Genomic DNA, 25,109 nt, shown 5'->3' on the forward strand with positions numbered 1-25,109 from the left:
CTGCCATGTCTCGCAAGACCCGCCTGCACGAACTTCTTCAGGTGATGCGCCAGTACGAAGGGCGTATTGCCGGCCCCTCACTCGCCGAGGCACTGGGGATTTCCATCCGCACCCTCTACCAGGATATCGCCGCGTTGCGTGCGGTGGGTATCGATATCGCAAGCGAACCCGGTGTGGGCTATGTCTTGGCGCCTGGCCAATTTCTGCCGCCGCTGGCGATCAGTGATGAAGAACTCGAGGCCCTGGTCACCGGCCTCGAACGGCTTGGCGAGAATTCCCTGGACCCGCTGGCGATGCCCGCCAAGAGCCTTCTCGAAAGCGTCCGACAGGTGCTGCCGGATGCCCGACAGCAACCCGCGACACCCTCCACTGAAGCCTCCATCCAACAGGATGTGGGGGATCAGGGAGCGCCGCTGGTGTTCTACACCAACCCGTTGTCGCGGGGCGGCATCGTCCATTGGATGCTCGAGGAGCTGGGGGTGTCCTATCGCATGGTGACCGTGGAATACGGCCCCGCCATGAAAACGCCGGAGTTCCTGGCCATCAATCCCATGGGCAAGGTGCCGGTGTTGTGCCATGGCGATGTGGTGATCACCGAGTCGGCCGCTATCTGCGCCTACCTTGCCGACGCCTTTCCCGAGGCGGGCCTGGCGCCGCCACCCGCCGAGCGCGGCGACTACTACCGCTGGCTGTTCTTTGCTGCCGGCCCTATGGAATCCGCCCTCGGCCTCTACAGCCTGGGCGTGCAGCCCACCGCGGAACAGTCGATGCGACTCGGATGTGGGGCCTATTCGGCGGTGATGGACACCCTGGCAAGCACCTTGCAAGGCCGCCGTTACCTGGTCGGAGACCGATTCAGCGCGGCGGATATCTACGTGGGGTCGCATATTGGCTGGGGGATGCAATTCGGCACGCTGCCCGCGCGCCCCGAGTTTCAGGCGTACTGGGCAGGCCTCTGTGAACGGCCCGCTCAGCAGCAGTGCCAGGCTTTCGTCGCCGAGGCGCTCGCGCACGCTCGCTGAGTCGTCTGGTATCGACTGGCGGCGCGGCATACCTTGGCCGGATGGCCCATACTGACGGCATCGTGGTGGACCCTTCCGGTGGCAGCACTTTAGCTAGTGGAAGTACAGGGTGTCGGAAGGGGCTTCAAGGAGGTCTAGGTGAGTCAAGGTGCGCCAAAAGACGGCTGGGACAAGTTGTCCGCGATGTCGGGTTTTCTCGCCGCGGTGTTCGTACCCCTGACCCTCGGGCTTGCCGGTCACTGGTACAGTGACGCGATTCGCGACCGCGAGACCTCACTGAAGGAGCAAGAGTTCGCTCGCGAGTGGGTGCAGCTTTCGCTTGATGTGCTGCGTGAGGAGAGCGGTGGCGACGACACGGAGGTGTTGCGACAGTGGGCGGTGGATGTGCTCAATCACTTTTCCGATATCGAGATACAGTTCGATGGCGCCTTGCGCGAGGCGTTGGTGGAAGGGCGTGCACGCCTTCCTGAGGCGGTCACGCAGGCGCCCGCCCCAGAGGCATCGCGCTTCACCCGCATGATCCAGTTGCAGGAAGCCGCGCTCGAGGCGCTGCTTGAACGAGATATCGGTACTGCCATTCTGTACATGGATGAGGCGCATGCGCTGTGGCACGACTTCCGCACCATCTGGGAAGTGCTGGGTGAGTTGCGCCGCTCGCGTGAACAGTTGGGTGATGACCAAGGGTGGAGCGAGCTCTACCGAAACCTGTTGCGCCTCTGGGACCTGCGTGACATCGACCCCGGGTTACGTGATCGACTGCGCGAACAGGCATCTTGACGACATCGATCAGCGTTAACCGGAGCCGGCACTTTGCGCGTACGTCTCGAGAAGTATCAGGTGGGCGTCTACCTGGCGATGATCATGGCCGGTCTGATGCTGGGCAGGATGTTGCCCGGCATGGCGGCGTGGCTGGATGGAGCGCTGTGGCCACTGCTTGCCACATTGCTTTACGTCACCTTCACTCAGGTGCCGCTGGTGGGGCGGTGGCGGCAGGCGGGACGACGACGCTTTCTGGCGGCGGCGCTGCTCGGTAATTTTCTGATCATTCCACTACTGGTGTGGGGAGCGGTGTCGTTGTTGCCGCCGGACCCGGCGTTGCGGCTGGGCGTGCTGCTGGTACTGCTGGTGCCCTGCACCGATTGGTTCATCACCTTCACGCATCTCGGCGGTGGTGATACCGGTACCGCCATTGGCTTCACCCCGCTCAGCCTGTTGCTGCAACTCGCGCTGCTGCCGCTATACCTTTGGTTGTTTCTCGATCAAGCCGCGCTGATCGGTCTTTTTCAGCGCGAGCTGCTCGTGGCGTTCGGCGGTTTGATCCTGTTGCCGTTGATGGCGGCCTATGCCACCGAACGCTGGGCGCGCGCCTCGCCGGCACGCCAGCAACGGGTCGAGAGGCTCGGTGACTGGCCGATGCCGTTGCTGGGGCTCGTGCTGTTTGTGGTGGCGGCGGGGCAGGTGTCGGCGATTGCCGATGCGCCGAGCTGGCTTGCCTGGCTGATACCTTTCTTCATCCTTTATCTGGGCCTCGCGGCACTTCTCGCCAGGAGCCTGGCGCGGCTGTTCGGGCTGCCTGCTGCCCAGGGACGCGTGCTGGCGTTCAGTTTCGGTTCACGTAACTCCTTCGTGGTGTTGCCCATCGCCCTGGCCCTGCCGGCGGGCCTGGAGGCGGCTGTCATGGTCGTGGTGTGCCAGTCATTGGTGGAGCTGTTCGGCATGCTGGCTTTCCTGAGACTGGTGCCAGGGCGCTGGTTTCCCGATGGCGGCGCCGTCGATACGCGCTAGCGGTCGACGACTGGATAGCCCAGGGTGCGGCGCAGTCGTTCGGCATTCTGCGCGACCCAGTCGGGGTCGATGGGGCCCCAGTCGCGAATCACGTAATGGCCGATATTGTGCCGTTCGCCGTCACCCTTCTCGAAGCGGCAATCGATGTCCAGTTCCGCCAGTGCCGAGAGGGTGTCCTGGGCGGTTCGTCTTGGCATCCCGGTGGCTGTGATGATCGCCGGAACGCTTGCCGCGCCACTGGCCACCAGATGGGCCACGTAGAGCCGGCGGTAGAAGCTCGACTGGGTCTTGCTGATGGCGTTCATGGGGCGTCCTTGTCGGTGAGAGGTCAGGTTCCAGCCTAGCGTGGCCGTGCTCAGTGAAACCAGCCCTTCATCACATCGGTAATGCGGCGCATGTCGGCGGGCGAGGTGATGTAGGCGGGCATGGTGTACAGCCAGCGGCCGATCGGGCGCAGCCACACCCCCTGCTCGCGGGCATGGTCGGCCACACCCGCCAGGTCCTTGGCGTCGCGGGTTTCGATCACCGCCGTGGCCCCGAGCATTCGAACGTCCTCGACAGCGGGGTGGGCGGCAAGCACGGCATCGTCGACGAGCTCCGTGCGCAGGATCTCGCTCAGCCCGGCAATGCGTGCCAGGTAATGCTCCTCCTCGAATACCGCCAGGCTCTCCAGTGCCACCCGACAAGCCAGCGGGTTACCCATGAAGGTGGGGCCATGCATGAAGGCGTGGTGCGGAGTGTCGCCGATGAAAGCGTCGTGGACGCGGTCGGTGGCGAGGGTGGCGGCATGGCCGAGATAACCACCGGTCAGCCCCTTGGAAAGCACCATCATGTCGGGTGTCACTCCGGCGTGATCCGAAGCGAACAGTCGCCCGGTTCGCCCGAAGCCAGTGGCCACTTCGTCGAACACCAGTAGCACGTCGAACTCGTCGCACAGTTCGCGGGCACCCCTGAGGTAGTGAGGCGAGGTCATGTTGAGCCCGCCCGCGGCCTGCAGCAGCGGTTCCATCAGCAGCGCGGCGATCTCGTGGTGGTGGCGTTCCAGCACGCGACGCAAGGCGGTGAGGTCCGCCTCGCAAGCCTCGCGAGGCGCATCGAAAGGGGCGGTGGGCGCCGGCGCGAAGTGGTGGCGGGGCAGGTAGCCGGCAAACAGCGAATGCATGCCTTCCTCGGGATCGCATACCGCCATGCAACCGGCGGTATCGCCGTGGTAGGCCTTCATCAGCGACAGCAACCGGTGCTTGCCGGGCTTGCCCTGCAACTGGTGATACTGCACGGCCATCTTCATGGCCACCTCCATCCCCACCGAGCCACTGTCGGAATAGAACACATGGTTCAATCCGTCAGGAGTGATGCGCACCAGTTCCCGGGCCAGCCGGTCGGCGGGTTCGTGGGTCAACCCGCCTAGCATCACGTGGCACAGCTTGCCCGCCTGCTCGCGGATGGCCGCGACCAGCCTTGGGTGGGCGTAACCGTGGATCATGCACCACCACGAGCAGGTGGCGTCGAGCAACTGCTCACCGGTATCCAGCGTAAAGTTCGGCCCCTCGCCCCCGACCACCTTGGGCGCGGGTGACTGGGTCTTGAGATGGGCATAGGGATGCCAGACGTGGGAGGTCATCGTTGGCTCCTGGAGTCATGTTCGGGTGAAGGGCGGGCACGCCAAAGCAATGCGCGTTCCCGGTGGAAGCACAATTGGAGAAGGAGATGAATGGCGATACGTACCCGCGATTGCGGGTCACGAAATGGTGCGGATGGGGAGACTTGAACTCCCACGCCTTACGGCACCAGAACCTAAATCTGGCGTGTCTACCAATTCCACCACATCCGCACGAACGGGCAGGCGTCCACATTTTACGGACGCGCCCCGGCAAGTCAATCGGCATCGGGTAATTCCAGCCAATCAGCCGCTTGCTCGGCCATGGCGGCGGGGTTTTGCGTGGCAAGCCTGGGAATCATGCCAAGGCAGGGGGCGTGGATGCATCGGGCAAGCGTGGTCAGGTTGTCATCCAGCAGTCGATTGTCATCGGCGCTGGCATCATGGGCGAAGCCACCGTCCAGTGAATTGCCGACCCACCCGGCAAGCGTCAGGCCATCGCCGGTAATCGCTTCCGCCGTCAGCCGAGCGTGATTGATACAGCCAAGCTCGAGCCCCACCACCAGTATTACCGGCAGCTCGAGCCGAACCGCCAGGCCGGCAAGGTCCTCATGGTTGTTGAGCGGTACGCGCCAGCCCCCGGCGCCCTCGATCAGCGTGAAGTCGCGTTCAAGCGCGAGCATTGGCCGGGTGTGATCCTCGAGGTCATCGAGTCGCAGCGACATGTTGGCCCGGCGCGCCGCGAGGTGAGGGGCAATGGCCGGTTCGAAGGCGAACGGATTGATCAGCTCATAGTCGGTGTCGGGCGTGCTCTGGGCCTGCAAGGCCAGCGCATCGGCATTGCGCAGCCCCTCCCGTGTATCCGTGCTGCCCGAGGCAACAGGCTTGAGTCCGAGTGTCGAGAGCCCTCGCCTGCGCGCAAGGGCCAGCAGTGCAGAGCTCACCAGTGTCTTGCCGGCGTCGGTGTCGGTACCGGTGACGAAATACGTGGGCATCATGGTTCCTCGTTTGGCGGCGTTACCGCGCTGTCACCTTTCAGTGCGTGAGCTCAAGGGTCAGGAGTCGATAGCTGACCGGCAATCCCGCCGGCTCCCTCAGGGCTTCATAGCGATGGTTGGCACGCGCCAGGTCACGACGCGTCAGCCGGGCGCCTGGCCTGGCGGTCTGGGCGCCCACACCCTTGATCGACGCCATCACCGCGCGCAGGTCCGGGTAGTGAAAGCGCAGCGTCCTTGCCTTCACCGTGATTCGGGGGAACCCCGCCAGGCGTGCCGCAGCGAGATGCCGCTCGCGGGAATGGAACGCCAGCATGGCAGCCGGTTTGCCGGGCCGGGACCAGGCGTGGCGAATCTCGCTCAGGGTGCCTGGTGCGAGGGTGTTGATCAGCGCTTGCCCGCCGGGTCTCAACACCCGGTAGACCTCGCTCAGCACGGCATCCAGGTCCGGGCACCACTGGATCGCCAGGTTGGAGACCACGAGATCCTGGCTTGCATCGGCGAGGGGCAGCGCTTGTGCATCGGCGCACAGCCAAACGATGTGGTCGCCATGCTGGCGCTGCGCCACGTCGAGCATGCCGGGAGCCAGGTCGAGCCCGGTCACGCGTGCGTGCGTGCCGTAGCGCCCGGCGAGCCTTGCGCTCCAGTGGCCTGGCCCACAGCCCAGGTCGAGCACCTGGCCATCGACGTTGCCAGCGCGGTGGGTCCCCAGCCGCTCGGGAAGTGCCGCCCATAGGATCTCTCCCATTGCTTGCTGGGCGCTGGCCAGGCACTGGTAGTGGCCGGCTGCTCGGGAAAAGGCGTGGGCCACACGGTCACGCCAGCACTGCGGCGAATCGTCCTGGCTGGCGGTATGGGAAGTTAGGGCGAGCGGTGCGGTGCTTCTCATGCCGAGGCCTCGCTTGAAGCGCTGGGTTGGCGACCCGGTACCTGGCGAGCGATATCGGCGAGCAGCGTGGCCAGCCGCTCAGGGCGAGAGAGCATTGGACAGTGCCCCGCGCCATTGATCCGACAATCCGCCGAGTCGCGATGGCTCGGTGCCAGTAGCGGGTCGTGCTCGCCGGCCAGACGCACGATCGGACAGGGCGCCTGCGCCAGTTGATGGCTGACATCGAGACTCGCCAGTTGCTCGAGGCCGGCGGCGAGCGTCGCGGGGTCGGCCAATGGCGAAGCAGGATCGACCAGGGTGGCGAGTTGGCGATAGGCGTGACGTGGCGAGGGTTCGCCCTTGAGTTGCCAGCGCCGAAAATGCGCAAGCGTTGCCTGGCTGTCACGGGCGAATGCCCGGCGAAACGCATCCAGCGCCTCTTGATCGACGCCATCCGGCGTGCAGAAACGTGGCCCTATGCCAAGCTGGACCAGCGCGCTTGGCGCCGGCAGGTGATCGAGCAGCGCGGCGGCGAGCAGGCCGCCGAGCGACCATCCGACCCACACCGCATCGCTTGGCAGATCATTGGCCATGGCCTCGGCCAGGGCGTGCATATCGGTTGGGTCGGACAGTGGCTTGCGCCCGCCATAGCCGGGCCAGTCCGGGGTGCTGACGCGGATATCGGCGGGCCAGTGTTCGCCAAGTGGCTGCCAGATGCGCGCATCAATGCCCCAGCCCGAGAGCAGCACCAGATGACTCATGCGTCGATCTCCCGATGGCGTCGGATATCCACGGCTGTTTGGCAGTCGGCGAGGCCTCCAAGCAGGGCATCGATATCGTCGTTACTGTGGGCCGCGCTCAGGGTGATACGCAGTCGTGCCTGGCCGCGTGGCACCGTGGGTTCGCGAATCGCTCCTACCCGCAGGTTGCGCTTGGCGAGGTGTGCCGACCAGGCCATCACGCGCTGGCTATCTCCCAGCACCAGTGGCTGGATTGGAGTCGTGGAGGCCATCAGCGGCAACCCCAACCGTGCGGCCTCGTGGCGAAAGCGGCGGATCATTGACGCGAGTCTTGCTCGACGCTCGGGTTCGGTGGCCAGAATATCCAGTGCCGCAAGCGTGGCGGCGGCGACCCCGGGTGGCTGGGCCGTGGTGTAGACGTAGGGGCGGGCGAACTGGATCAGGTGCTCGACCAGCGCATGGCTGCCCGCCACGAAGGCGCCGGCGGTGCCGAGCGCCTTGCCGAGCGTTCCCACCAGTACCGGCACCGCATCGACGCCATGCATACGGCCAACGCAGCCATCGCCATGTTCGCCGAGCACCCCGAGGCCGTGGGCGTCGTCGATCATCAGCCAGGCACCATGCCGGGCACATGTCGCACTCAGGCCGGCGATATCGGCCACGTCCCCATCCATGCTGAATACGCCATCGCTTACCACCAGCGCGCGTGACTGGGCAGGGGTGCGCCCCAGCAGGCGCTCGAGGTCGGCAAGGTCGCGGTGATGGAAACGCCGCGAGCGAGCGCCGGCAAGTGCGGCGCCATCCAGCAGTGACGCGTGGTTGAGTCGGTCCTGGAAAATCAGCGGGGGGCATGCCCCCTGGGTGTTGTGGTCGCAAAGGGCCTGCAGGGTACCGAGGTTGGCCATGTACCCGGTCGAGAAAAGCAACGCCCGAGGGCGACCTGTCAATGCGGCCAGACGCGCTTCAAGAGCGTCATGCACGTCCAAATGACCGGTGACAAGGTGAGACGCACGGGCACCGGCACCGAAACGACGCGCCCCCTCGGCCTGCGCCTCGGCAAGGCGTGGGTCACCGGCGAGGCCCAGGTAATCGTTACCGGCGAAGTCGCGCAGTGCGGCATTCCCATGGTGGGTGCGCCTTACCCGCCACAGGCCCTGTGCGCGGCGTTCGTCGGCGCACAGGGCGAGGTGTTCAGACCAGCGGACCATGCGATAGCACTCCTAGACCAGCGTGGCGTCGTAGAAGCGTTCGTTGGATTCGCTCGACGCCTGGCGGAGCATTGCGGCTTGCAGGCTGGCCTGGGTGCGTGTGTCATCGGCCCGCATGCTCTTTTCGACGTGCTCGGGGTGCAGGCCGAGCTTGTCGAACAGCGCACGGTCGCGCTCCACCTGAGGGTTGCCGGTGGTCAGCAGGCGGTCGCCGTAGAAGATCGAGTTGGCGCCGGCCAGAAAGGCCAGTGCCTGGGTGGATTCATCCATCTGCTCGCGGCCGGCGGAGAGTCGCACATGGCTTCTCGGCATCAGGATGCGTGCCACGGCAATGGCGCGGATGAAGACGATCGGGTCGAGATCCTCGACATTCTCGAGCGGCGTGCCCGGGACCTTGACCAGCATGTTGATCGGCACTGACTCCGGGTGCGGCTCGAGCTTGACCAGTTGTTGCAACAGCGCGGCACGGTCGCGTGGTGCCTCGCCCATGCCGAGGATACCGCCGGAGCATACCTTCATGCCGGCCTCACGCACGTTGCCAAGCGTCTCCAGGCGGTCGGCATAGGTGCGGGTGGTGATGATCTCGCCGTAGTACTCGGGAGAGGTGTCGAGGTTGTGGTTGTAGTAGTCGAGCCCGGCCTCGGACAGTTGTCTTGCCTGGTCGCCATCGACCATGCCCAGTGTCATGCAGGTTTCCAGCCCCAGCGCCTTGACCCGCGTGACCATCTCGATCACCGCCTCGAGATCCTTCTCGCGGGGGCTCTTCCACGCCGCCCCCATGCAGAAGCGGCTGGCGCCGGCCTGCTTTGCGGCCTTGGCCTGTTCCACCACCTTCTCGATTTCCAGCAATTTCTCTTTGGCAAGCCCGGTGTTGTAGTGGCCAGACTGTGGGCAGTACTTGCAGTCCTCCGGGCAGGCGCCGGTCTTGATCGACAGCAGGGTGGAGACCTGCACCGCATTGGGGTCGAAGTGCGTGCGATGCACTTGCTGGGCGCGGAACAGCAGGTCGTTGAAGGGCAGGGCGAACAGGGCTTCGATGTCGTCCAGCGTCCAGTCGTGGCGAATGTCCGGTTGGCTGGCTAGGGTCTGAGTAGTGGCGTTACTTGGCTGAGTCATGGAGGAACGGCCTATGGTCAACTTGTCGGGTCTATCAGGGTTGACGAATAGCTTAGGGAAGTGCCGGCTCTTGTCAACTCGACTTGTGGGGAAGGTTGACGGAGTGCTGCGGCAGGCCTTGCCCGGGCGTTGTGACTTCTGCCTGTCAGTGCGTTGCCAGAAAAGCCCGGCCGGGGTGCGGCCCTGGTGCACTTCCTGCCATGAGACCTTGCCCTGGAATCTGCCTGCCTGCCCCGGTTGTGCTGAACCACAGCATGGGCAACTTTCGGGCCGGCGATGTGGCGCCTGCCTGGCGCTTCCACCGTCATTCGACCGTGCGCGTGTGCCGCTTATCTACCGCGACGAAGTGGCGGGGTTGATACAGCGTTTCAAGTTTCATGCCTCGCCACGGGCGGGCAGTGTACTGCTGGAGCTGCTGATGGGGGCGCTTCCCGACGAGGCGTTGCGTTGGCCCGAGGCGCTGATGGCGGTGCCACTGCACCCCGCGCGCGCACGCCAGCGCGGCTTCGATCAGGCCGAGTGGCTGGCCAGCCGGCTGTCACGACAGCTGGGTGTCGGGCAATGTCGCGCCACGCGGCTTCGTGACACGAGAAGCCAGCGCGGGCTCGATCGCCCCGAGCGTCGTCGCAACCTGCGTGGCGCTTTCCGTGTGGCCGGCCCTTTGCCCGGACGGCTGGTGCTGATCGATGACGTGATGACCACCGGTGCCACGCTCGACGCCCTGGCGCTGGCATGCCAACGAGCCGGTGCCCGAGAGATCGAAGTGTGGGCCTGCGCGCGGACCCCGCTGGACTGACGGATCGATTGACTGCTGGTTACCCGGCAAGCTCTGGTAGCATGCATCTTTTGACCGGACGGGAGTCCCCATGGCTAACGCGACGCAGCATCCCTTTGCCGAACTGTCGCCCGCACGGGTGGTGGCGGCGATCGAATCGCTTGGCTTCTGGCTACCCGGTGAGCCTTTCGCGCTCAACAGTTACGAGAATCGTGTCTATCTGGTGCATGACGACGAGCGCAAGCGCTGGGTGGTGAAATTCTATCGCCCGGAACGCTGGTCCGATGCTCAGATCCTCGAGGAGCATGCTTTCCTTGCAGAGCTTGCCGCTGATGAGGTGGCGGTGGCGGCCCCATGGCGGAATGCCGACGGTGAGTCGCTGCACCACGCCGAGGGATTTCGCTTTTCGCTGTTCCCGCAACTGCCTGGGCAGGCACCTGAGCTCGAGAATCCCGCCCACCTGTTCGTGCTGGGGGAGCTCATCGGGGCGGTGCATGCGGTGGGTGAGCGCTCGTGCTTCGCGCATCGCAAGCAGCAGGATCTCGACCATATGGTGATCGAGGCCCGCGAGCGGGTACTGCAAGGCCCGTGGTTATCCGGCAAGCAGCGTGGGACCTATGAGCGGATCACCGACGAGTTGCATCGGGCACTCATGCCTCATGCCTGGCCACACGAGCGGGCCATTCGTGTGCATGGTGATTGCCATATCGGCAACATACTCGGCCGCGATGAACACTTCGCGCTGGTCGATTTCGATGACAGCCTGATGGCACCGGCGATCCAGGATCTATGGATGCTGTTGACCGCCGATCACGACGAAGAGCGGCATATGCAGCTCTCCGAGGTGATCGAAGGGTATGAGCAGCATCGCGAGTTCGACAGGAGCGAATTGACGCTGGTGGAGCCGCTGCGCACCCTGCGGTTGCTGCGTCACAGTGCCTGGCTGGTCGCTCGCTGGGAGGACCCGGCGTTTCCCGTGGCCTTTCCGTGGTTGGCCGATGCCGGATACTGGGACGGCCACATCCGCGAACTGGAGCAACAACGCCTGGCGCTCGCCGACAAACCGCGCTGGCTGGCGTGAGGAGAGAGCGGCGCAGGGGGCAGGGCGGAGCGGACATCTTTTTCAGGGATGAAAAAGTTAGTGCCCAGGGACGGGTTCACAGCGTGTCCGCTAACGCCCTGTCGCCGTCGAGCCGCTTGAGCGCTTCCGTAGTGAGGGGAACGCTCTTGCCTTCCTATCACTGCTCGGGGTCGGGCTGCTCGGCGGGTATCGGGTTGGCGACGCCTTCGCCATCGGCCTGGCGACGCTGTTCGTTGATCTGGGCCGAGGGGTTGTGCTGCTCCTCGATGGCCAACGCTTCGGCCAGGCGCAAGGTGAAGCCCTGCTCGGGACCGAGTTCGCAACGGCCGCTGTCGCAGGCGGCGAGGCCGAAGTTGCCATCGGCCCCGAAGGCGGCGGCGGAAATCTCGCCGCTGAAGATATCGCTGTCGCTTCCCTCGGTCTCGATGCAGGTGATCGAAGAGGCGGTCAGGCGCAGCCGTTCATCATTGCGCTGGGCATCGCCTATCATCACGCAATAATCTGGCAACTGATGGCTGCCACCGCCATTGGCGACTGGCTTGAGCAGGATGTCATCGCGGCGCGACTCGGCCTCGTCGAGCACCAGGCGGTCGATCACCTGCACCTCGATCTCGGCGTCGGCGGGCAGTTCCAGGGTCTCGCCAAGCGCCAGCGGAGAGACAAGCAGGGTGGCGAACAGCGCCAGATAAGCGTGCGGTCTGCTCTTGGGGGAACTGATCTTGGCAACACTGATCTTGTAAGAACTTATCTTGGCAACATCAGGCGAGCGCGATTTCCGCGTGCGAGTCGTGATCATGTGAGCTCTCGAAGGATAACGTACGCAGCTTGAAGAATTTCGATTCTAGCATAGCTGGAGTAGGTCACCCACCGCGGGGCCGGAGCTTGAGGTGATGCGGGATGTGGCGCGATGTCACACCATGATGTCAGACAAGGGGTGGCGCAGCGGCGGATCAGGTCGTCAACTGCGCACAGCGAGCGGTTGCGGTAGAATGCGGGTTTGCGAGTATTTGAATTGTACAAACCATTATTCTTGTATATCTTTTGTACATTAAAGTGCGTGGCTGCATGATGCACCTAGTCGTCGCTGGCGCGACACGGCATGTTAACGAGATGGGATTCCATTGATGACCGAAGAACTCGCCAACCACTATCGGCAGATCATCCTCGAACTTGGGGAGGACCCGGAGCGAGAGGGTCTGCGCGATACCCCCAAGCGCGCGGCCAAGGCCATGCAGTTTCTCAATCGCGGCTATGTTCAGTCGCTTGAAGATATCGTCAACGGGGCGGTGTTCGAGTCCGAGACTGACGAAATGGTGCTGGTCAAGGACATAGAGCTCTATTCCATGTGCGAGCATCATCTGCTGCCGTTTATCGGGCGCTGTCATATTGCCTACCTGCCACGCGGCAGGGTGCTGGGGCTTTCCAAGTTCGCCCGTATCGTCGAGATGTATGCCCGGCGCATGCAGATCCAGGAAAATCTCACCCGACAGATCGCCGAGGCGGTTCAACAAGTGACCGAGGCCCGAGGTGTGGCGGTGGTGATAGAAGCCAAGCATATGTGCATGATGATGCGTGGCGTCGAGAAGCAGAACTCCAGCATGACCTCGTCCGTGATGCTGGGCGCCTTTCGCGACAACCAGTCGACTCGCCAGGAGTTCCTCACCCTGATCAACTGACGTTGACAGCCGCGCCTGCGAACCAAGGAGAACGGCCATGCCGATGCATGCCATCGACGAGCAGCACTTCGACCATGACCTGGCGACCATTCGAATCAAGAACCTCCGCCTGCGCACCTACATCGGCATCAAGGAGGAGGAGATCAAGAATCGCCAGGACGTGGTGATCAATGCCGTGATCCGCTACCGGGCGGATAATGCCGTGGCGTTCAACCATATCGAACAGGCGCTCAATTATCGCACCATCACCAAGCAGGTCATCGCCCACGTGGAAGACAATCGATTCCTGCTGCTCGAGCGCATGACGCGCGAGGTGCTGGACCTGATCATGGCCCATGAACAGGTGCTGACCGCCCAGGTCGAGATTGATAAACCCCACGCCCTGCGCTTTGCGGATTCGGTGTCGATCACCCTGTCGCAATCCCGAGAGCCACGACGCCCGCGCTGAAGCGGCTCGCTTTTTCCTGCCCCCGTTGACGACTTGGGCTCCAATGGTTGGAGCATTGAGGCCTTTGCGATTAGCATGGGCACACATCCTCATTGTCGATCATCATTAGACCGGGGAGTCTTGATTGGACGGCGACAACGCCTCTCGACCTGCGTCTCGGCGACGCTACTCACCATGGGCCATGGCGGCGATCATCACCGCGCTGTTCTCCCTGTTGCTGCAGGGCGGGCTTGTGCCGGTCAACCTGGCCGCGGCGGTGTTCGCCCTGCTGGGCCTTCGCCAAATCCGCCACGCCCCGGAGCGCTACATGGGCCGAGCCTTCTGCTGGATCGCCATTGCCCTGGTGCTGACCCTCGCCACCCTGACCGTGATGGTTGAACCACTGCCGCAGGCGCCAGCCGATGGGGTCATGGGGCCCGAATGACGGGTTTTACATGACAGCACTTGAACGTTAATGAGCCGCATCCGCGGCGGGAGACCAAGATGCAAGCTCTAAAGGAAACGCAGCTCTATTGTCCTTTCGCCTATATCGATGGCAGTTGGGTCGCCGCTGACAGCGGCGAGCAGATCGATGTGATCAACCCTGCCACTGGCGAGACCATGGGGAATGTCCCTCGCCTGGGCCGTGCGGAAACCGAGCGGGCCATCGAGGCAGCCCATGCGGCATGGCCAGCCTGGAAGGCGCTGACCGCCCAGGAGCGCGCCGATATCCTGATGAAGTGGCACGATCTGATGCTTGAGCACCAGGATGATCTGGCGATGATCATGACCCACGAGCAGGGCAAGCCGCTCAAGGAAGCCGCAGGCGAGATCGCCTACGCAGCGAGCTTCCTGCGCTGGTTCGCGGAAGAAGCGCGGCGCATCTACGGCGAGACCGTGCCGGCCGCCAAGGCCAATCAGCGGATCGTCGTCACCAAGCAACCTGTCGGGGTGGTAGGCGCTATTACGCCATGGAACTTCCCGGCGGCGATGATTACCCGCAAGGCCGGTGCGGCACTGGCCGCGGGTTGCACCATCGTCGTCAAGCCGGCCAGCCAGACGCCGTTTTCGGCCACGGCGCTGGCGCTTCTGGCCGAACGTGCCGGCGTGCCACGCGGCGTCTTCAACGTGGTGCCGGGGCGCGCGTCGGACATTGCCGCGGCGATGACCGAGTCGCCGCTGGTGCGCAAGATTACCTTTACGGGGTCCACCGAGGTGGGTCGCCAGTTGATGGCCCAGGCTTCGCAGCACATCCAGAAGATTTCACTGGAACTGGGGGGCAACGCTCCATTTATCGTCTTCGAGGATGCCGACCTGGATGCGGCAGTGGAAGGGGCCATGGCCGCCAAGTTTCGCAATGCCGGCCAGACCTGTGTGTGCACCAACCGCTTCCTGGTGCAGAGCAGTGTGGTCAACGCCTTCTGCGAGAAGCTCGCGGTCGCCATGAACAGCGAGCTCAAGGTCGGTGACGGCACCCGCGAGGGCATCAACATCGGACCGCTTATCGATGACAAGGCGGTAGCCAAGGTCAGTGAGCACGTCCAGGACGCCGTCGACCAGGGCGCTGAGTTGCTGCTGGGCGGTCATCCACATCCACTGGGTGGCAACTTCTTCACGCCGACGTTGATCAGCTTCGCCAGCGACAAGATGAAGGTCGCCCACGAAGAGACCTTTGGCCCGCTGGCGGCGGTATTTCCCTTCGATGACGAAGAGACCGCCGTGGAGATGGCCAACGATACCGAGTACGGCCTGGCCTCGTACTTCTACTCACGCGACCTGGCTCGCGTGTGGCGGGTCTCCGAGGCACTGGAGTACGGCATGGTAGGGATCAATACCGGGATCATTTCCAATGCCGCGGCCCCGTTCGGCGGCGTCAAGGCCTCGGGTCTTGGCCGTGAAGGTGGCCACCAGGGCCTCGAAGAGTTCCTCGAGACCAAGTACCTGTGTATCGATCTCGGCTGACCGGGCTTCGCCCGGAGCTGTAAGTCGTAAGCTTTAAGCCGTAAGAAAAAGACAACCCCACTGGTGCATACCAGTGGGGTTGTCTATAGGTAACCAAGCTTTACGATTTGCTTCCAGCTTCCAGCTTCCAGCTTCCAGCTTTAGTGCCGGAAGTGGCGCATGCCGGTAAACACCATGGCGATGCCGGCTTCGTTGGCGGCGTCGATGACTTCCTGGTCGCGCATCGAGCCTCCCGGCTGAATCACCGCGGCGATACCCGCGGCGGCTGCCGCATCGATGCCGTCCCTGAACGGGAAGAAGGCATCCGAGGCCATCACTGAGCCGGGCACCTTGAGGCCTTCGTCGGCGGCCTTGATGCCGGCGATGCGGGCCGAGTAGACGCGGCTCATCTGGCCGGCGCCGACACCAATGGTCTGGCCATCCTTGGCGTAGACGATGGCGTTGGACTTGACGTACTTGGCGACCTTCCAGGCGAAGGCAAGATCGCGCCATTCCTGCTCGGTGGGCACCCGCTCGGTGACCACGGTGAGCTCGTCGCGTCCAACCATGCCGAGGTCGCGATCCTGAACCAGAAGGCCACCGGTCACGCGCTTGACGTCGTGGGCATGCTCGCGCTCGCCAGGCCAGTGGGCGCCGACATCCAGCAGCCTGACATTCTGCTTCTCGGCAACGATGGCCGCTGCCTCATCGGCTATGCCCGGAGCAATGATCACTTCGACAAATTGACGGTCGATGATGGCACGCGCGGTCTCGGCATCGAGGGCCTGATTGAAGGCGATGATGCCGCCGAAGGCGCTAGTGGGATCGGTGGCGAAGGCCTTGTCGTATGCCTCGCGCAGGGTACCGCCGACTGCCACGCCGCAGGGGTTGGCGTGCTTGACGATCACGCAGGCGGTCTCGTTGAAGGCTTTCACGCACTCGAAGGCGGCGTCGGTGTCGGCGACATTGTTGAATGACAGTGCCTTGCCCTGGCGTTGGATGGCGGTGGTAACGCTTGCTTCGCTGGCATCCTTCTCGGCGTAGAACGCCGCCTTCTGGTGCGGGTTCTCGCCGTAGCGCATGCCTTGCTTCTTGTGGAACTGCAGGTTGTAGGTGCGCGGAAAGCCATCCTCGCCACCCGGTACGCGGCTGCCCAGGTAGTCGGCGATGGCGGCGTCGTAACCGGCGGTATGCTCGAAGGCCTTCACGGCCAGATCGAAACGCGTGGCATCGCTGACAGCGCCATCCTCCGAGGCGAGTTCGGCGAGCACTCGCGGGTAGTCATCGGCGTCCACCACGATGGTGGTGTGAGCGTGGTTCTTGGCGCAGGCGCGCACCATGGTCGGTCCGCCGATATCGATGTTCTCGATGGCGTCGGTGAGGGTGCAGTCGGGTCTCGCCACGGTCTGGCTGAAGGGGTAGAGATTGACCACCACCATGTCGATTGGGTCGATACCATGCTCGGCCATCACCGCGTCGTCCTGGCCGCGGCGCCCGAGGATGCCACCATGGATCTTCGGATGCAGGGTCTTGACGCGCCCGTCCATGATCTCCGGGAAGCCGGTATGCTCGGAAACTTCGGTTACCGCGATACCACTCTCGTTGAGCAGGCGGAAGGTGCCGCCGGTGGAGAGCAGTTCGACACCGCGCTCACTGAGCTCGCGGGCGAAGTCGACGATACCGGTCTTGTCGGACACGCTGATGAGGGCGCGGCGGACCGGGCGTTGGGAGGCTTGGGCCATGGGGTCACTCTCTGCAGGCAGGTGATGGGCGAAATGGGGAACGGTCTTCAAGGGGTGACGTCAGCGGCTTGACGACAATCGTAGGTTCACGTAAGGCCCCGCTGGCGCACGCCAATCGGACAGGTGGCGCCACTCTGGGCTTGTTGCGTTCAGATCAGCTCGTACTGCTTGAGTTTCTTGCGCAGTGTGCCGCGGTTGAGGCCGAGCATGTCGGCGGCGCGGGTCTGGTTACCCTCGGTATGCTCGAGCACGGCGGCGAGCAAGGGAGCTTCGACCTCTGCCATTACCATGGCGTAGAGGCTAGTGACCTCACCGCCATCGAGATGAGCGAAATAACGCCGCATGGCGGCATCCACGGCTTCACGCAGCGGTGGTTCTGCGGGGTCTGCCAGGGAAGAGGCTTCACCCTGGCCGGTGAGGCCAGCGATATCACGAGGGCTGCCCGACAGCTCGGGATTGTGGGGGAAGGCTTGGCTTGTCATGCGACACGGGTTCCATTCGGCGCCACGCTCCGTGCCATTCGCCCGATGACGGTGGCTGGGTCGTGACGAAAGAGTTCGTCAATGAAGCGGTGCTGGGCGGCCGAGCTCTCGAGGGCGTTGAAGGTCGCCTTCAGGGCTCGCTGATCGGCTTGATCCAAGCAAGCATCTCCGGCCAGGTACCAGCCGAGATGCTTGCGGGCGATCCGGACACCCATCCGCTCACCATAGAAATCATGCAGTGCCGCGAGGTGATTGCGAAGCACCCGCGCGCGCTCCTCGCTGGTCGGCGAGGCCAATCGCTCGCCATGGCGCAGGTAGTGATCTATCTCGCGGAAAATCCATGGATTGCCCTGGGCGCCGCGGCCAACCATCACGGCATCCGCACCAGTATAGTCGAGGACGTGGGCAGCCTTCTCTGCCGAATCGATATCACCGTTGGCAAACACCGGAATCGATACGCCAGCTTTGATGGTGGCGATGGTGTCGTATTCCGCCTGGCCGGTGTAGCGCTGCTGGCGGTGGCGGCCATGCACGGCAAGCGCCTGCACGCCAGCCGATTCGGCGAGCCTGGCGACGCGTAGGCCATTGTTACTGTCGGCGCACCAGCCGGTGCGGATCTTCAGGGTCACCGGCACGTCGACAGCGGCAACCACAGCGGTAAGGATCTCGGCCACCAGCGCCTCGTCTCGCAGCAACGCCGACCCCGCCGCCTTGTTGCAGACCTTCTTGGCGGGGCAGCCCATGTTGATGTCGATGATTTCGGCGCCCTGGGCTTCATTGAGACGTGCCGCCTCGGCCAGCATGGCCGCGTCACCACCGGCAATCTGCACGCTACGCGGGCTGGGCTCGCCGCGGTGATCCATGCGCAACCGCGACTTGCGGGTATGCCAAAGCGACGGGTCGGCGGTGACCATCTCACCCACCACCAGGCCGGCACCCAACTCCCGGCAAAGTTGGCGGAAGGGGCGGTCGGTGACGCCGGCCATGGGCGCGAGTATCACTCGATTGGGCAATACATGGCGGCCAATGCGCAGTGCTTGAGCGGTGCTCTCGGGCATGATCACGTCGGTTGGCTCGGTTGGGGGGCACATGATACGCCTGTGGCTATCGATGGTGAAGGCGCCACGGGATGATTATCAGCCCGGACGGCAACCGGTCACCCGCACCCAGCCCTCGCGCACCTCGGGTTCATCCATGCTGAGTCCGCAGGCAAGGTAGGCGTCGAGCACCTCGTTCGCCTGGGCCTCGAGGATACCGGAAAGCGCCAGTCGCCCGCCCGGCGCCATGTGCCCGGCAATCATCGGTGCCAACTCGACGAGGGGGCCGGCGAGGATATTGGCCACCACCACCGGGAAAAGTGCGGTGTCGTCCAGTTGCTCGGGGTAGCAGAGCCGCAGGTCGGGCTCGGCGACAGCATTGCGCTCGGCGTTGTCGCGGCTGGCTTGCAGTGCCTGGGGGTCGATGTCGGTGCCTACCGCATATGCGGCACCCAGTTTCAGCGCCGCGATCGCCAGAATTCCGGAACCGCAACCAATGTCCAGCACCGCGTTACCTTCAAGCCCGTCGGCGACGGCCAGGCCATCGAGCCAGGCCAGGCAGAGTGCGGTGGTGGGGTGGGTGCCGGTGCCGAAGGCAAGCCCCGGGTCCAGGTGCAGGTTGACGGCGCCTGTGTCGGGTGGTTCATGCCAGCTCGGCACGATCCACAGGCGCTCGCCCATCTGCAGTGGATGAAAATCATCCATCCACTCGCGTTCCCAATCGCGATCGGCCAGCAGCTCGTAGGCAATCTCGGGGCAGGGCTCGCCAGGCATCACTTCGGCCCAGGCGGCTGCCAGCCGGCCGAGCATCGCTTCGACACCTTCCAGGTCATCGTATAGCCCGGTGAGCACTGTTTCGTCCCACAGTGGCGTGGTGCCGCGCTGTGGTTCGAAGACCGGATCGTCGTGGGCATCCTGAAGGGTGATGGCGCAGGCGCCTTCGTCGAGCAGCAGCTCTTCCAGGGTGTCGGCCTGTTCAGGGGGAACGTGGGCCTTGAGTTGCAGCCAGGGCATGGGATATCTCACGTTGAAGGGGCGCGTTGAAGGGGCGGCAAGGCAATCGCCGGGGCGCTCAGGGTGGGCCAACGCAAACGGGGCGGCCAAGGCCGCCCCGCGCAAGAAACCGCTCTTACAGTCCCAGTTTCTTCTCCAGATAGTGGATGTTGACACCACCCTGCTGGAAGTATCCGTCGCGTACCAGGTCCTTGTGCAGGTCGGTGTTGGTCTTGATGCCTTCGACCAGCAGCTCGTCCAGGGCGATGCGCATGCGCGTCAGCGCCGTCTGGCGGTCCACCCCCCAGGTGATCAGCTTGCCGATCAGCGAGTCATAGTGCGGGGGCACCGTGTAGCCGGTATAGACATGGGAATCCATGCGCACACCCAGGCCGCCTGGAGGGTGATACAAGGTCACCTTGCCGGGCGAGGGCATGAAGGTGCGAGGATCCTCGGCGTTGATCCGGCACTCGAAGGCATGACCGCTGAGCTTCACCTCGTCCTGGGTGAGCGACAGCGGCAGTCCCGAAGCGATGCGCAACTGCTCGCGCACGATGTCCACTCCGGTGACCATCTCGGTGACGGGGTGCTCGACCTGTACTCGGGTGTTCATCTCGATGAAGAAGAACTCGCCGTCCTCGTAGAGGAACTCGAAGGTGCCGGCCCCGCGGTAGCCGATGGTAATGCAAGCCTCGCGGCAGGCGTCGAGGACCTTGGCGCGAGACTCGGGGTCGAGGCCGGGGGCGGGCGCTTCCTCGATCACCTTCTGATGCCGTCGCTGCAGAGAACAGTCGCGGTCATACAGATGGATGGCGTTGCCCTGGCCGTCGGCCAGCACCTGCACTTCCACATGGCGCGGGTTCTGCAGGAACTTCTCCATGTAAACCGTGCCGTCGCCGAAGGCCGCATGGGCCTCGGTGCGGGTCACGGTCACTGCGGAGAGCAGGTGGGCTTCGGTGTGCACCACGCGCATGCCGCGACCACCACCGCCAGAGGCGGCCTTGATGATGACCGGATAGCCGATGCGCCTGGCGATGGTGACGATTTCGCCCTCGTCATCCTCCGGCAGTGGGCCGTCGGAACCGGGCACAGTGGGCACACCGGCCTTCTTCATGGACTCGATGGCGCTGACCTTGTCGCCCATCAGGCGAATGGTCTCGGCGCGGGGCCCGATGAACACGAACCCCGAGCGCTCGACTTGTTCGGCGAAGTTGGCGTTCTCCGAGAGAAAGCCGTAGCCGGGGTGGATGGCGCTCGAGTCGGTGACTTCCGCGGCGCTGATCAGCGCCGGGATATTGAGGTAGGACTGGGCCGAAGACGCCGGTCCAATGCACACGGCCTCGTCGGCCAGGCGCACGTGCATCAGTTCACGGTCGGCCTTGGAGTGGACGGCCACCGTCTTGATGCCCAGTTCCTTGCAAGCGCGCAGGATACGCAGGGCGATCTCGCCTCGATTGGCGATGAGTACCTTGTCCAGCATGATCAGTCCGCCAGTGTCAGGTGAATGAAGAGGCGTGGGATGATCAGGCGATCACCAGCATCGGCTGGTCGAACTCGACCGGCTCGCCATCCTCGACCAGGATCGCTTCGATCACGCCGTCTCGGTCGGCTTCGATCTGGTTCATCATCTTCATCGCCTCGATGATGCAGACGGTATCGCCCTTCTTGACGCTCGAACCCACTTCCACGAACGGCTTGGAGCCTGGAGCGGGGGAGCGGTAGAAGGTGCCGACCATCGGCGAGGACAGGGAGTGGCCCTGGAAGCTCGGGCTATCATCGGCGGCGTCGCCTGACGCCGCTGGCAGTTGAGAGGCGTGATGTTGCTGAGCCGGATCTGCATAGCCCTGCGGATAGCCTTGGGGGTAGCCCTGGGGATAGCCCTGCGAGTAGCCCTGAGACATCGGTTGCTGCCAACTGGCCCCATTGGGGTGGCGGCTGATGCGAACGGATTCCTCGCCTTCCTGGATCTCGATTTCGCTGATGTTGGACTCTTCGAGTAGCTCGATCAGCTTCTTGACCTTGCGGATATCCATGACGTTGTCTCGATCAATAGGTTTCGATGGGTGCTGCAGGCGCGGATGTTTAATCAACCAGCGCAGTAAACCCGAGCTGATTTGCAATAGATCGCGGCAAGATGTCGTTTCTTTGCGCCTATTGGCTTGAATTATGGGTCGGTTCCGGAGTTTGCCGAAAATCCATTGTGATGTCCAGCTCAGTCAAGAACAGTGTTCGCTGGCTGAATTTAAACGACCGTTCGGCGACGTTCGCGTCGTTGACCCGCTCAAGGCGCGGTCATGCCGGGCTAAAGGTTTGCTCAACTGCGCGCGTCGTCTACCCAGCCAAGCACGCCTTGCAGATGACTGGCCAGCGGTTCGGCCCGCATCTCGCCCTGGATGCGGGCATCACGAATCTCGGCATCGCCGTCGAAGAATAGCAGGCTGGGTGGGCCAAACAGGCCGAAGTGGTCGAGAAATTCGCGGCTGGCGCCATTGGTGTCGGTCACGTCCACGTCGATTCGCACAAAAGTGGTGAGGGCTTGGGCCACCTTTGGGTGGGGGTAGACCCGGCGCTCCATCTGCTTGCAGGAGATGCACCAGTCCGCGGTGACATGGACGAAGGCCGGGCGGCCAGATTCAGCCGCATCGGCGATTGCCCGCTCGAATCCGGCAAGGCTTGAGACGGTGATGACCTCCTGTGCCTGGGCGTCTTGTTGCTGCGTAGCAGCCAGCGGTGCCAGAGGACGCAGGGGATCATGGGCGCCGCGCGCCGCTCCCAGCACCAGGGCAATGCCCCAGGCCAGCAGCAGCAGGCCGGCAGTCTGGCGAACGCGTGGCCAGCCTTGGGGCTGGTTGAAGTGCAGCGCGCCCAGCGCAAGGCCGCCCCCGACCGCCAAGGACGCCCACAGCAGCAGGGCCATGCTTGCCGGTATCAGGCGCTCGACCAGCCACACCGCTACCCCGAGCAGCAACAGGCCGAAGGCAATCTTGACCCCGTTCATCCATGCCCCGGTGCGAGGCAGCAGGGTGGTGCCGAAGGTGCCCACCAATAGCAGGGGTACGCCCATGCCAAGCCCGAGAGCCAGCAGGGCAGCCCCGCCCAGCAGCGCGTCACCGGTAGAGGAAATGAACACCAGGGCACCGGCCAGAGGGGCCGAGATACACGGCGAGACCACCAGTACCGAGAGGGCGCCTGTCATCGCAAGTCCGCCCGGACCGCTGCGCCTGGTGCGTTGCTGCAGGGCATCGATGCGCGACGAGATCCCTGCCGGCAGGCGCAGGTCGAAGGCGCCGAACATGGCCAGGGCGAACAGCGTGAAGAGCACGGCAAAGGTGATCAATACAGGGGCGGATTGCAGGTGAGCCTGGAGGTTCAGCCCGGAACCAAACATGCCCATCAGCACACCCACCAGTGAGTAGGTGGCGGCCATGCCGGCCACATAGCTTGCCGACAGTGCGAAGGCCCGGGGGCGACCAGGGTTCTGGCCGACGATGATCGAGGAGAGAATCGGCACCATCGGCAGCACGCAGGGCGTGAAGGTAAGCCCAAGGCCCGCCAGGAAAAACAGCCCCAGGGCCAGTGGCAGGCTAGCCTCGTGGATCAGCGTGCTGAAGCGACCATCTTCGCTTTGCGCCATCGCGGCCGCCTCGCCGCTGAAGGCACGGTCTCCACTACTGTCTCCAATATTGCCTTCGGCTCTGTCTTCGACATTATCTTCGCCAGAGTCTCCAGCGCTCCAGTCGGCAAAGGCCGCGGGTGGGGAGGATTGGGCGGCAACCAGCTCAACACGTTCCGGCGGGTAGCAGAGACCGGCATCGGCGCAACCCTGGAAGGTCAGGGTGAGGGGAAGGGAGCCGGAGACGCTCTCCTCAATGGGTACCTCGAAGACGACGCGGTCATAGAAGACATTGACGTCACCCAGGAATTCGTCGCTCTTGAACTCGCCGGGAGGAAGCTCGGGCTCGTCGAGTCCCACATCGGAGGTCTCCACGCTGAACTGATGGCGGTAGAGGTAGTAACCGTCGGCATTCTCGACGCCCACGAACAGGGTGTCGCCATCATGCCAGGCATGGGGCTTGAAGGCCTCGAGAACCGGCAGGAACTCGGATTGATCGTTGCTCGACGAGAACCACTGAGCCTGGGCAACCACCGGCAGCAGCAGGATGACCAGCGAGATAAACAACTGTCGGGCGTTCAACACGGGCGTCCCTGGGTTGGATGAAATGCTAGGATAACGCAGGTAGCGATGGCTTTTTAGCGCCTCCCGGTCATGATATTGCGCTAGATTGTCGCACCGGAGGAAGGCGCTTGCCACGCGCCATTCGAACAGCAACGTACAGGGAATCCAACCGATGGCTTGGACAGGCAAGAGCGGCGCACGGCGCCGCAGGAAGCAAGAAGAGCTTGAGCGCCCGCAATACGGCTGGATATGGAAGCCACTGGTGACATTGTTGGCACTCTACTTGGTGATCTGCCTGGCGCTGGGTATCTGGTGGAGCCAGACTCCGGCGCGTTTCGCCATCGAGCAGGCAGTGCTGGAGCGGCGTGGCGATGCCGCCGAAACCACCGCGGCGCGCGGTGCCGTGACCATTGCTACCCTGGCGCAGACCCTGGCCGTGCTGCTCGACAAGCCAGGTGGTTACGTTCGAAACGATATCGCTCCCCCTGGGGTGTGGCTTGACAACATGCCTAGCTGGGAGCTTGGCGTACTGAACCAGGCGCGGGATCTGGCGCTTGCGTTACCCGAGATGGCCTCAACCTCCTCCACGGGCCTTGATGATGCGTCGAACCGACTGATGGGCGACAGCGATGACTGGTTTCCACCTGCCACTGAAGAGCGGTTACAGGATGCTCTGACGGCGCTGGACGACTATCAGGTCTTGTTGGACGGCCAGGGCGAGGGCGGTTTTGCACCTGCGGCCGGACTCTCGCCATGGCTCATGAATGTCGCTTCGCGCCTCGATGATCTGGGACATCGGCTTTCCGCCAGTGTCGGAAGCACGGAAGCCTTGCGCGATCTGGACATCGATGCCGATGCGCTGCCTGCGCGCACGCCCTGGTATCGCGTCGATAACATCTTTTTCGAAGCGCGGGGCAGTGGCTGGGCATTGATTCAGTTGCTCGAGGGGGTGCGTCGCGATCAGGCGGACGTGCTGGAACGCGCGGGTGTGAGTGATGAATGGCGGCGATTGATAGCCGAGCTCGAACTCACCCAGCGGCGACTGTGGAGCCCGGTAGTGCTTAACGGGTCGGGGTTTGGTGTGTTTGCCAATCATTCGCTGGTCATGGCCCACCATATGATCCGTGCGCGAGAGAGCGTGGCGAATATTGCCGGTAGGCTCGAGGGGCCGCCGCCGGCTGTGGCCTCACCCGAGTCCGCGTTGACGGTGGCGCCAACTGAGGATACCGATAGCGTTTCACCGTCGGTGCAGGACGTCGAGCGGACCGAACAGGCTGTGCCGCCGCCCGAGGCGCTCGAGGCACCAGAGGAAATGGCCGGTGATGATGAGGCAACTGTCGAGAGTGGTGGCGATGAGTCAGCCTCGTCAGTAACGGAAAAACAGTAACGGAAGAGCCGTCCGATTGATGCATCCGTCAGGCCATGCAGCTGGCATCGATACGGGCCG

General features: G+C 63.8%; 25 protein-coding genes and 1 tRNA gene. 10 read left to right on the plus strand and 16 right to left on the minus strand.

Annotated features, from left to right (window positions below; all coding sequences use genetic code 11):
- Positions 1–5 precede the first annotated feature (5 nt).
- The 3 genes from C6V82_RS05110 (at position 6) to C6V82_RS05120 (ending at position 2,807) form a co-directional block, all read left to right on the plus strand.
- Positions 6–1,022, plus strand: a complete 1,017-nt coding sequence (locus C6V82_RS05110; RefSeq protein WP_102588731.1) for a glutathione S-transferase N-terminal domain-containing protein — start codon at positions 6–8, stop codon at positions 1,020–1,022.
- 138 nt (positions 1,023–1,160) lie between these two features.
- The gene (locus C6V82_RS05115) at positions 1,161–1,799 is read left to right on the plus strand and encodes a hypothetical protein (RefSeq protein WP_107164717.1); all 639 of its coding nucleotides are present in this window, start codon (positions 1,161–1,163) and stop codon (positions 1,797–1,799) included.
- Positions 1,800–1,832: 33 nt separating this feature from the next.
- The gene (locus C6V82_RS05120) at positions 1,833–2,807 is read left to right on the plus strand and encodes a bile acid:sodium symporter (protein WP_102588733.1); all 975 of its coding nucleotides are present in this window, start codon (positions 1,833–1,835) and stop codon (positions 2,805–2,807) included.
- Here C6V82_RS05120 and C6V82_RS05125 read toward each other — a convergent pair.
- The 8 genes from C6V82_RS05125 to bioB form a co-directional block, all read right to left on the minus strand.
- Positions 2,804–3,112, minus strand: a complete 309-nt coding sequence (locus C6V82_RS05125; protein ID WP_102588734.1) for a winged helix-turn-helix domain-containing protein — start codon at positions 3,110–3,112, stop codon at positions 2,804–2,806. The two genes, C6V82_RS05120 and C6V82_RS05125, sit on opposite strands and share 4 nt — an antisense overlap.
- A gap of 50 nt (positions 3,113–3,162) precedes the next feature.
- Positions 3,163–4,428 carry an adenosylmethionine--8-amino-7-oxononanoate transaminase gene (gene bioA, locus C6V82_RS05130; RefSeq protein ID WP_102588735.1) on the minus strand — a complete coding sequence of 422 codons (1,266 nt, stop codon included), beginning with the start codon at positions 4,426–4,428 and terminating at the stop codon, positions 3,163–3,165.
- 125 nt (positions 4,429–4,553) lie between these two features.
- Positions 4,554–4,638, minus strand: a tRNA-Leu gene (locus C6V82_RS05135).
- A 44-nt stretch (positions 4,639–4,682) separates the two neighbouring features.
- Positions 4,683–5,399, minus strand: a complete 717-nt coding sequence (gene bioD / locus C6V82_RS05140) for a dethiobiotin synthase (protein ID WP_102588869.1) — start codon at positions 5,397–5,399, stop codon at positions 4,683–4,685.
- Between the two features lie 40 nt (positions 5,400–5,439).
- Positions 5,440–6,288: a methyltransferase domain-containing protein gene (locus C6V82_RS05145; RefSeq protein WP_102588736.1), complete on the minus strand. Its 849-nt coding sequence runs from the start codon at positions 6,286–6,288 to the stop codon at positions 5,440–5,442.
- Positions 6,285–7,028, minus strand: coding sequence for an alpha/beta fold hydrolase (locus C6V82_RS05150; protein WP_102588737.1), 744 nt, complete (start codon positions 7,026–7,028; stop codon positions 6,285–6,287). The genes C6V82_RS05145 and C6V82_RS05150 overlap by 4 nt, the downstream gene beginning before the upstream one ends.
- Positions 7,025–8,215 (minus strand): 8-amino-7-oxononanoate synthase, encoded by a 1,191-nt coding sequence (bioF, locus tag C6V82_RS05155; protein ID WP_102588738.1) that lies wholly within the window; start codon positions 8,213–8,215, stop codon positions 7,025–7,027. Before bioF ends, C6V82_RS05150 begins: the two co-directional genes overlap by 4 nt.
- Before the next feature lie 12 nt (positions 8,216–8,227).
- Positions 8,228–9,331 (minus strand): biotin synthase BioB, encoded by a 1,104-nt coding sequence (gene bioB, locus C6V82_RS05160; protein ID WP_102588739.1) that lies wholly within the window; start codon positions 9,329–9,331, stop codon positions 8,228–8,230.
- A 322-nt stretch (positions 9,332–9,653) separates the two neighbouring features.
- Between bioB and C6V82_RS05165 the strand changes: the two genes are divergently transcribed.
- Positions 9,654–10,127 (plus strand): ComF family protein, encoded by a 474-nt coding sequence (locus C6V82_RS05165; protein ID WP_229843028.1) that lies wholly within the window; start codon positions 9,654–9,656, stop codon positions 10,125–10,127.
- A gap of 70 nt (positions 10,128–10,197) precedes the next feature.
- Positions 10,198–11,187 carry a serine/threonine protein kinase gene (locus tag C6V82_RS05170; protein ID WP_102588741.1) on the plus strand — a complete coding sequence of 330 codons (990 nt, stop codon included), beginning with the start codon at positions 10,198–10,200 and terminating at the stop codon, positions 11,185–11,187.
- Positions 11,188–11,344: 157 nt separating this feature from the next.
- Here the strand turns inward: C6V82_RS05170 and C6V82_RS05175 are convergent, their stop codons facing one another.
- A complete protein-coding gene (locus C6V82_RS05175) occupies positions 11,345–11,983 on the minus strand; it encodes a hypothetical protein (protein ID WP_229843025.1) in 639 nt (212 codons plus the stop codon).
- A 328-nt stretch (positions 11,984–12,311) separates the two neighbouring features.
- On the opposite strand from C6V82_RS05175, the gene folE reads away from it, so the two are divergent.
- The 4 genes from folE (at position 12,312) to C6V82_RS05195 (ending at position 15,252) form a co-directional block, all read left to right on the plus strand.
- Entirely contained in the window at positions 12,312–12,863 is a 552-nt protein-coding gene (folE, locus tag C6V82_RS05180) for a GTP cyclohydrolase I FolE (RefSeq protein ID WP_102588742.1), read from the plus strand.
- Positions 12,864–12,900: 37 nt separating this feature from the next.
- Complete coding sequence (folX, locus tag C6V82_RS05185; protein ID WP_102588743.1) at positions 12,901–13,311, plus strand: dihydroneopterin triphosphate 2'-epimerase; 411 nt, start codon at positions 12,901–12,903, stop codon at positions 13,309–13,311.
- Between the two features lie 124 nt (positions 13,312–13,435).
- Entirely contained in the window at positions 13,436–13,735 is a 300-nt protein-coding gene (locus C6V82_RS05190; protein ID WP_146009683.1) for a hypothetical protein, read from the plus strand.
- A 59-nt stretch (positions 13,736–13,794) separates the two neighbouring features.
- Positions 13,795–15,252 carry an NAD-dependent succinate-semialdehyde dehydrogenase gene (locus tag C6V82_RS05195; RefSeq protein WP_102588745.1) on the plus strand — a complete coding sequence of 486 codons (1,458 nt, stop codon included), beginning with the start codon at positions 13,795–13,797 and terminating at the stop codon, positions 15,250–15,252.
- Between the two features lie 140 nt (positions 15,253–15,392).
- On the opposite strand, the gene purH is transcribed toward C6V82_RS05195, so the two are convergent.
- From purH to dsbD, 7 genes are all read right to left on the minus strand, one after another.
- Positions 15,393–16,973 (minus strand): bifunctional phosphoribosylaminoimidazolecarboxamide formyltransferase/IMP cyclohydrolase, encoded by a 1,581-nt coding sequence (purH, locus tag C6V82_RS05200; RefSeq protein WP_102588746.1) that lies wholly within the window; start codon positions 16,971–16,973, stop codon positions 15,393–15,395.
- 149 nt (positions 16,974–17,122) lie between these two features.
- Complete coding sequence (gene fis, locus C6V82_RS05205) at positions 17,123–17,455, minus strand: DNA-binding transcriptional regulator Fis (protein WP_102588747.1); 333 nt, start codon at positions 17,453–17,455, stop codon at positions 17,123–17,125.
- Positions 17,452–18,513: a tRNA dihydrouridine synthase DusB gene (gene dusB, locus C6V82_RS05210; RefSeq protein WP_180978314.1), complete on the minus strand. Its 1,062-nt coding sequence runs from the start codon at positions 18,511–18,513 to the stop codon at positions 17,452–17,454. The genes fis and dusB overlap by 4 nt, the downstream gene beginning before the upstream one ends.
- 78 nt (positions 18,514–18,591) lie before the next feature.
- Entirely contained in the window at positions 18,592–19,506 is a 915-nt protein-coding gene (gene prmA, locus C6V82_RS05215) for a 50S ribosomal protein L11 methyltransferase (protein ID WP_102588749.1), read from the minus strand.
- A 115-nt stretch (positions 19,507–19,621) separates the two neighbouring features.
- Positions 19,622–20,965: an acetyl-CoA carboxylase biotin carboxylase subunit gene (gene accC / locus C6V82_RS05220; protein ID WP_102588750.1), complete on the minus strand. Its 1,344-nt coding sequence runs from the start codon at positions 20,963–20,965 to the stop codon at positions 19,622–19,624.
- 43 nt (positions 20,966–21,008) lie between these two features.
- Positions 21,009–21,518, minus strand: coding sequence for an acetyl-CoA carboxylase biotin carboxyl carrier protein (gene accB / locus C6V82_RS05225; RefSeq protein WP_102588751.1), 510 nt, complete (start codon positions 21,516–21,518; stop codon positions 21,009–21,011).
- A gap of 281 nt (positions 21,519–21,799) precedes the next feature.
- Complete coding sequence (dsbD, locus tag C6V82_RS05230; protein ID WP_102588752.1) at positions 21,800–23,683, minus strand: protein-disulfide reductase DsbD; 1,884 nt, start codon at positions 23,681–23,683, stop codon at positions 21,800–21,802.
- A 151-nt stretch (positions 23,684–23,834) separates the two neighbouring features.
- Here dsbD and C6V82_RS05235 point away from each other — a divergent pair, with 151 nt between their 5' ends.
- Complete coding sequence (locus tag C6V82_RS05235; protein WP_102588753.1) at positions 23,835–25,049, plus strand: DUF2333 family protein; 1,215 nt, start codon at positions 23,835–23,837, stop codon at positions 25,047–25,049.
- The last annotated feature ends 60 nt before the right edge of the window (positions 25,050–25,109 follow it).

Source organism: Halomonas urumqiensis (genome assembly GCF_003028575.1).
GTDB lineage: Bacteria > Pseudomonadota > Gammaproteobacteria > Pseudomonadales > Halomonadaceae > Halomonas > Halomonas urumqiensis.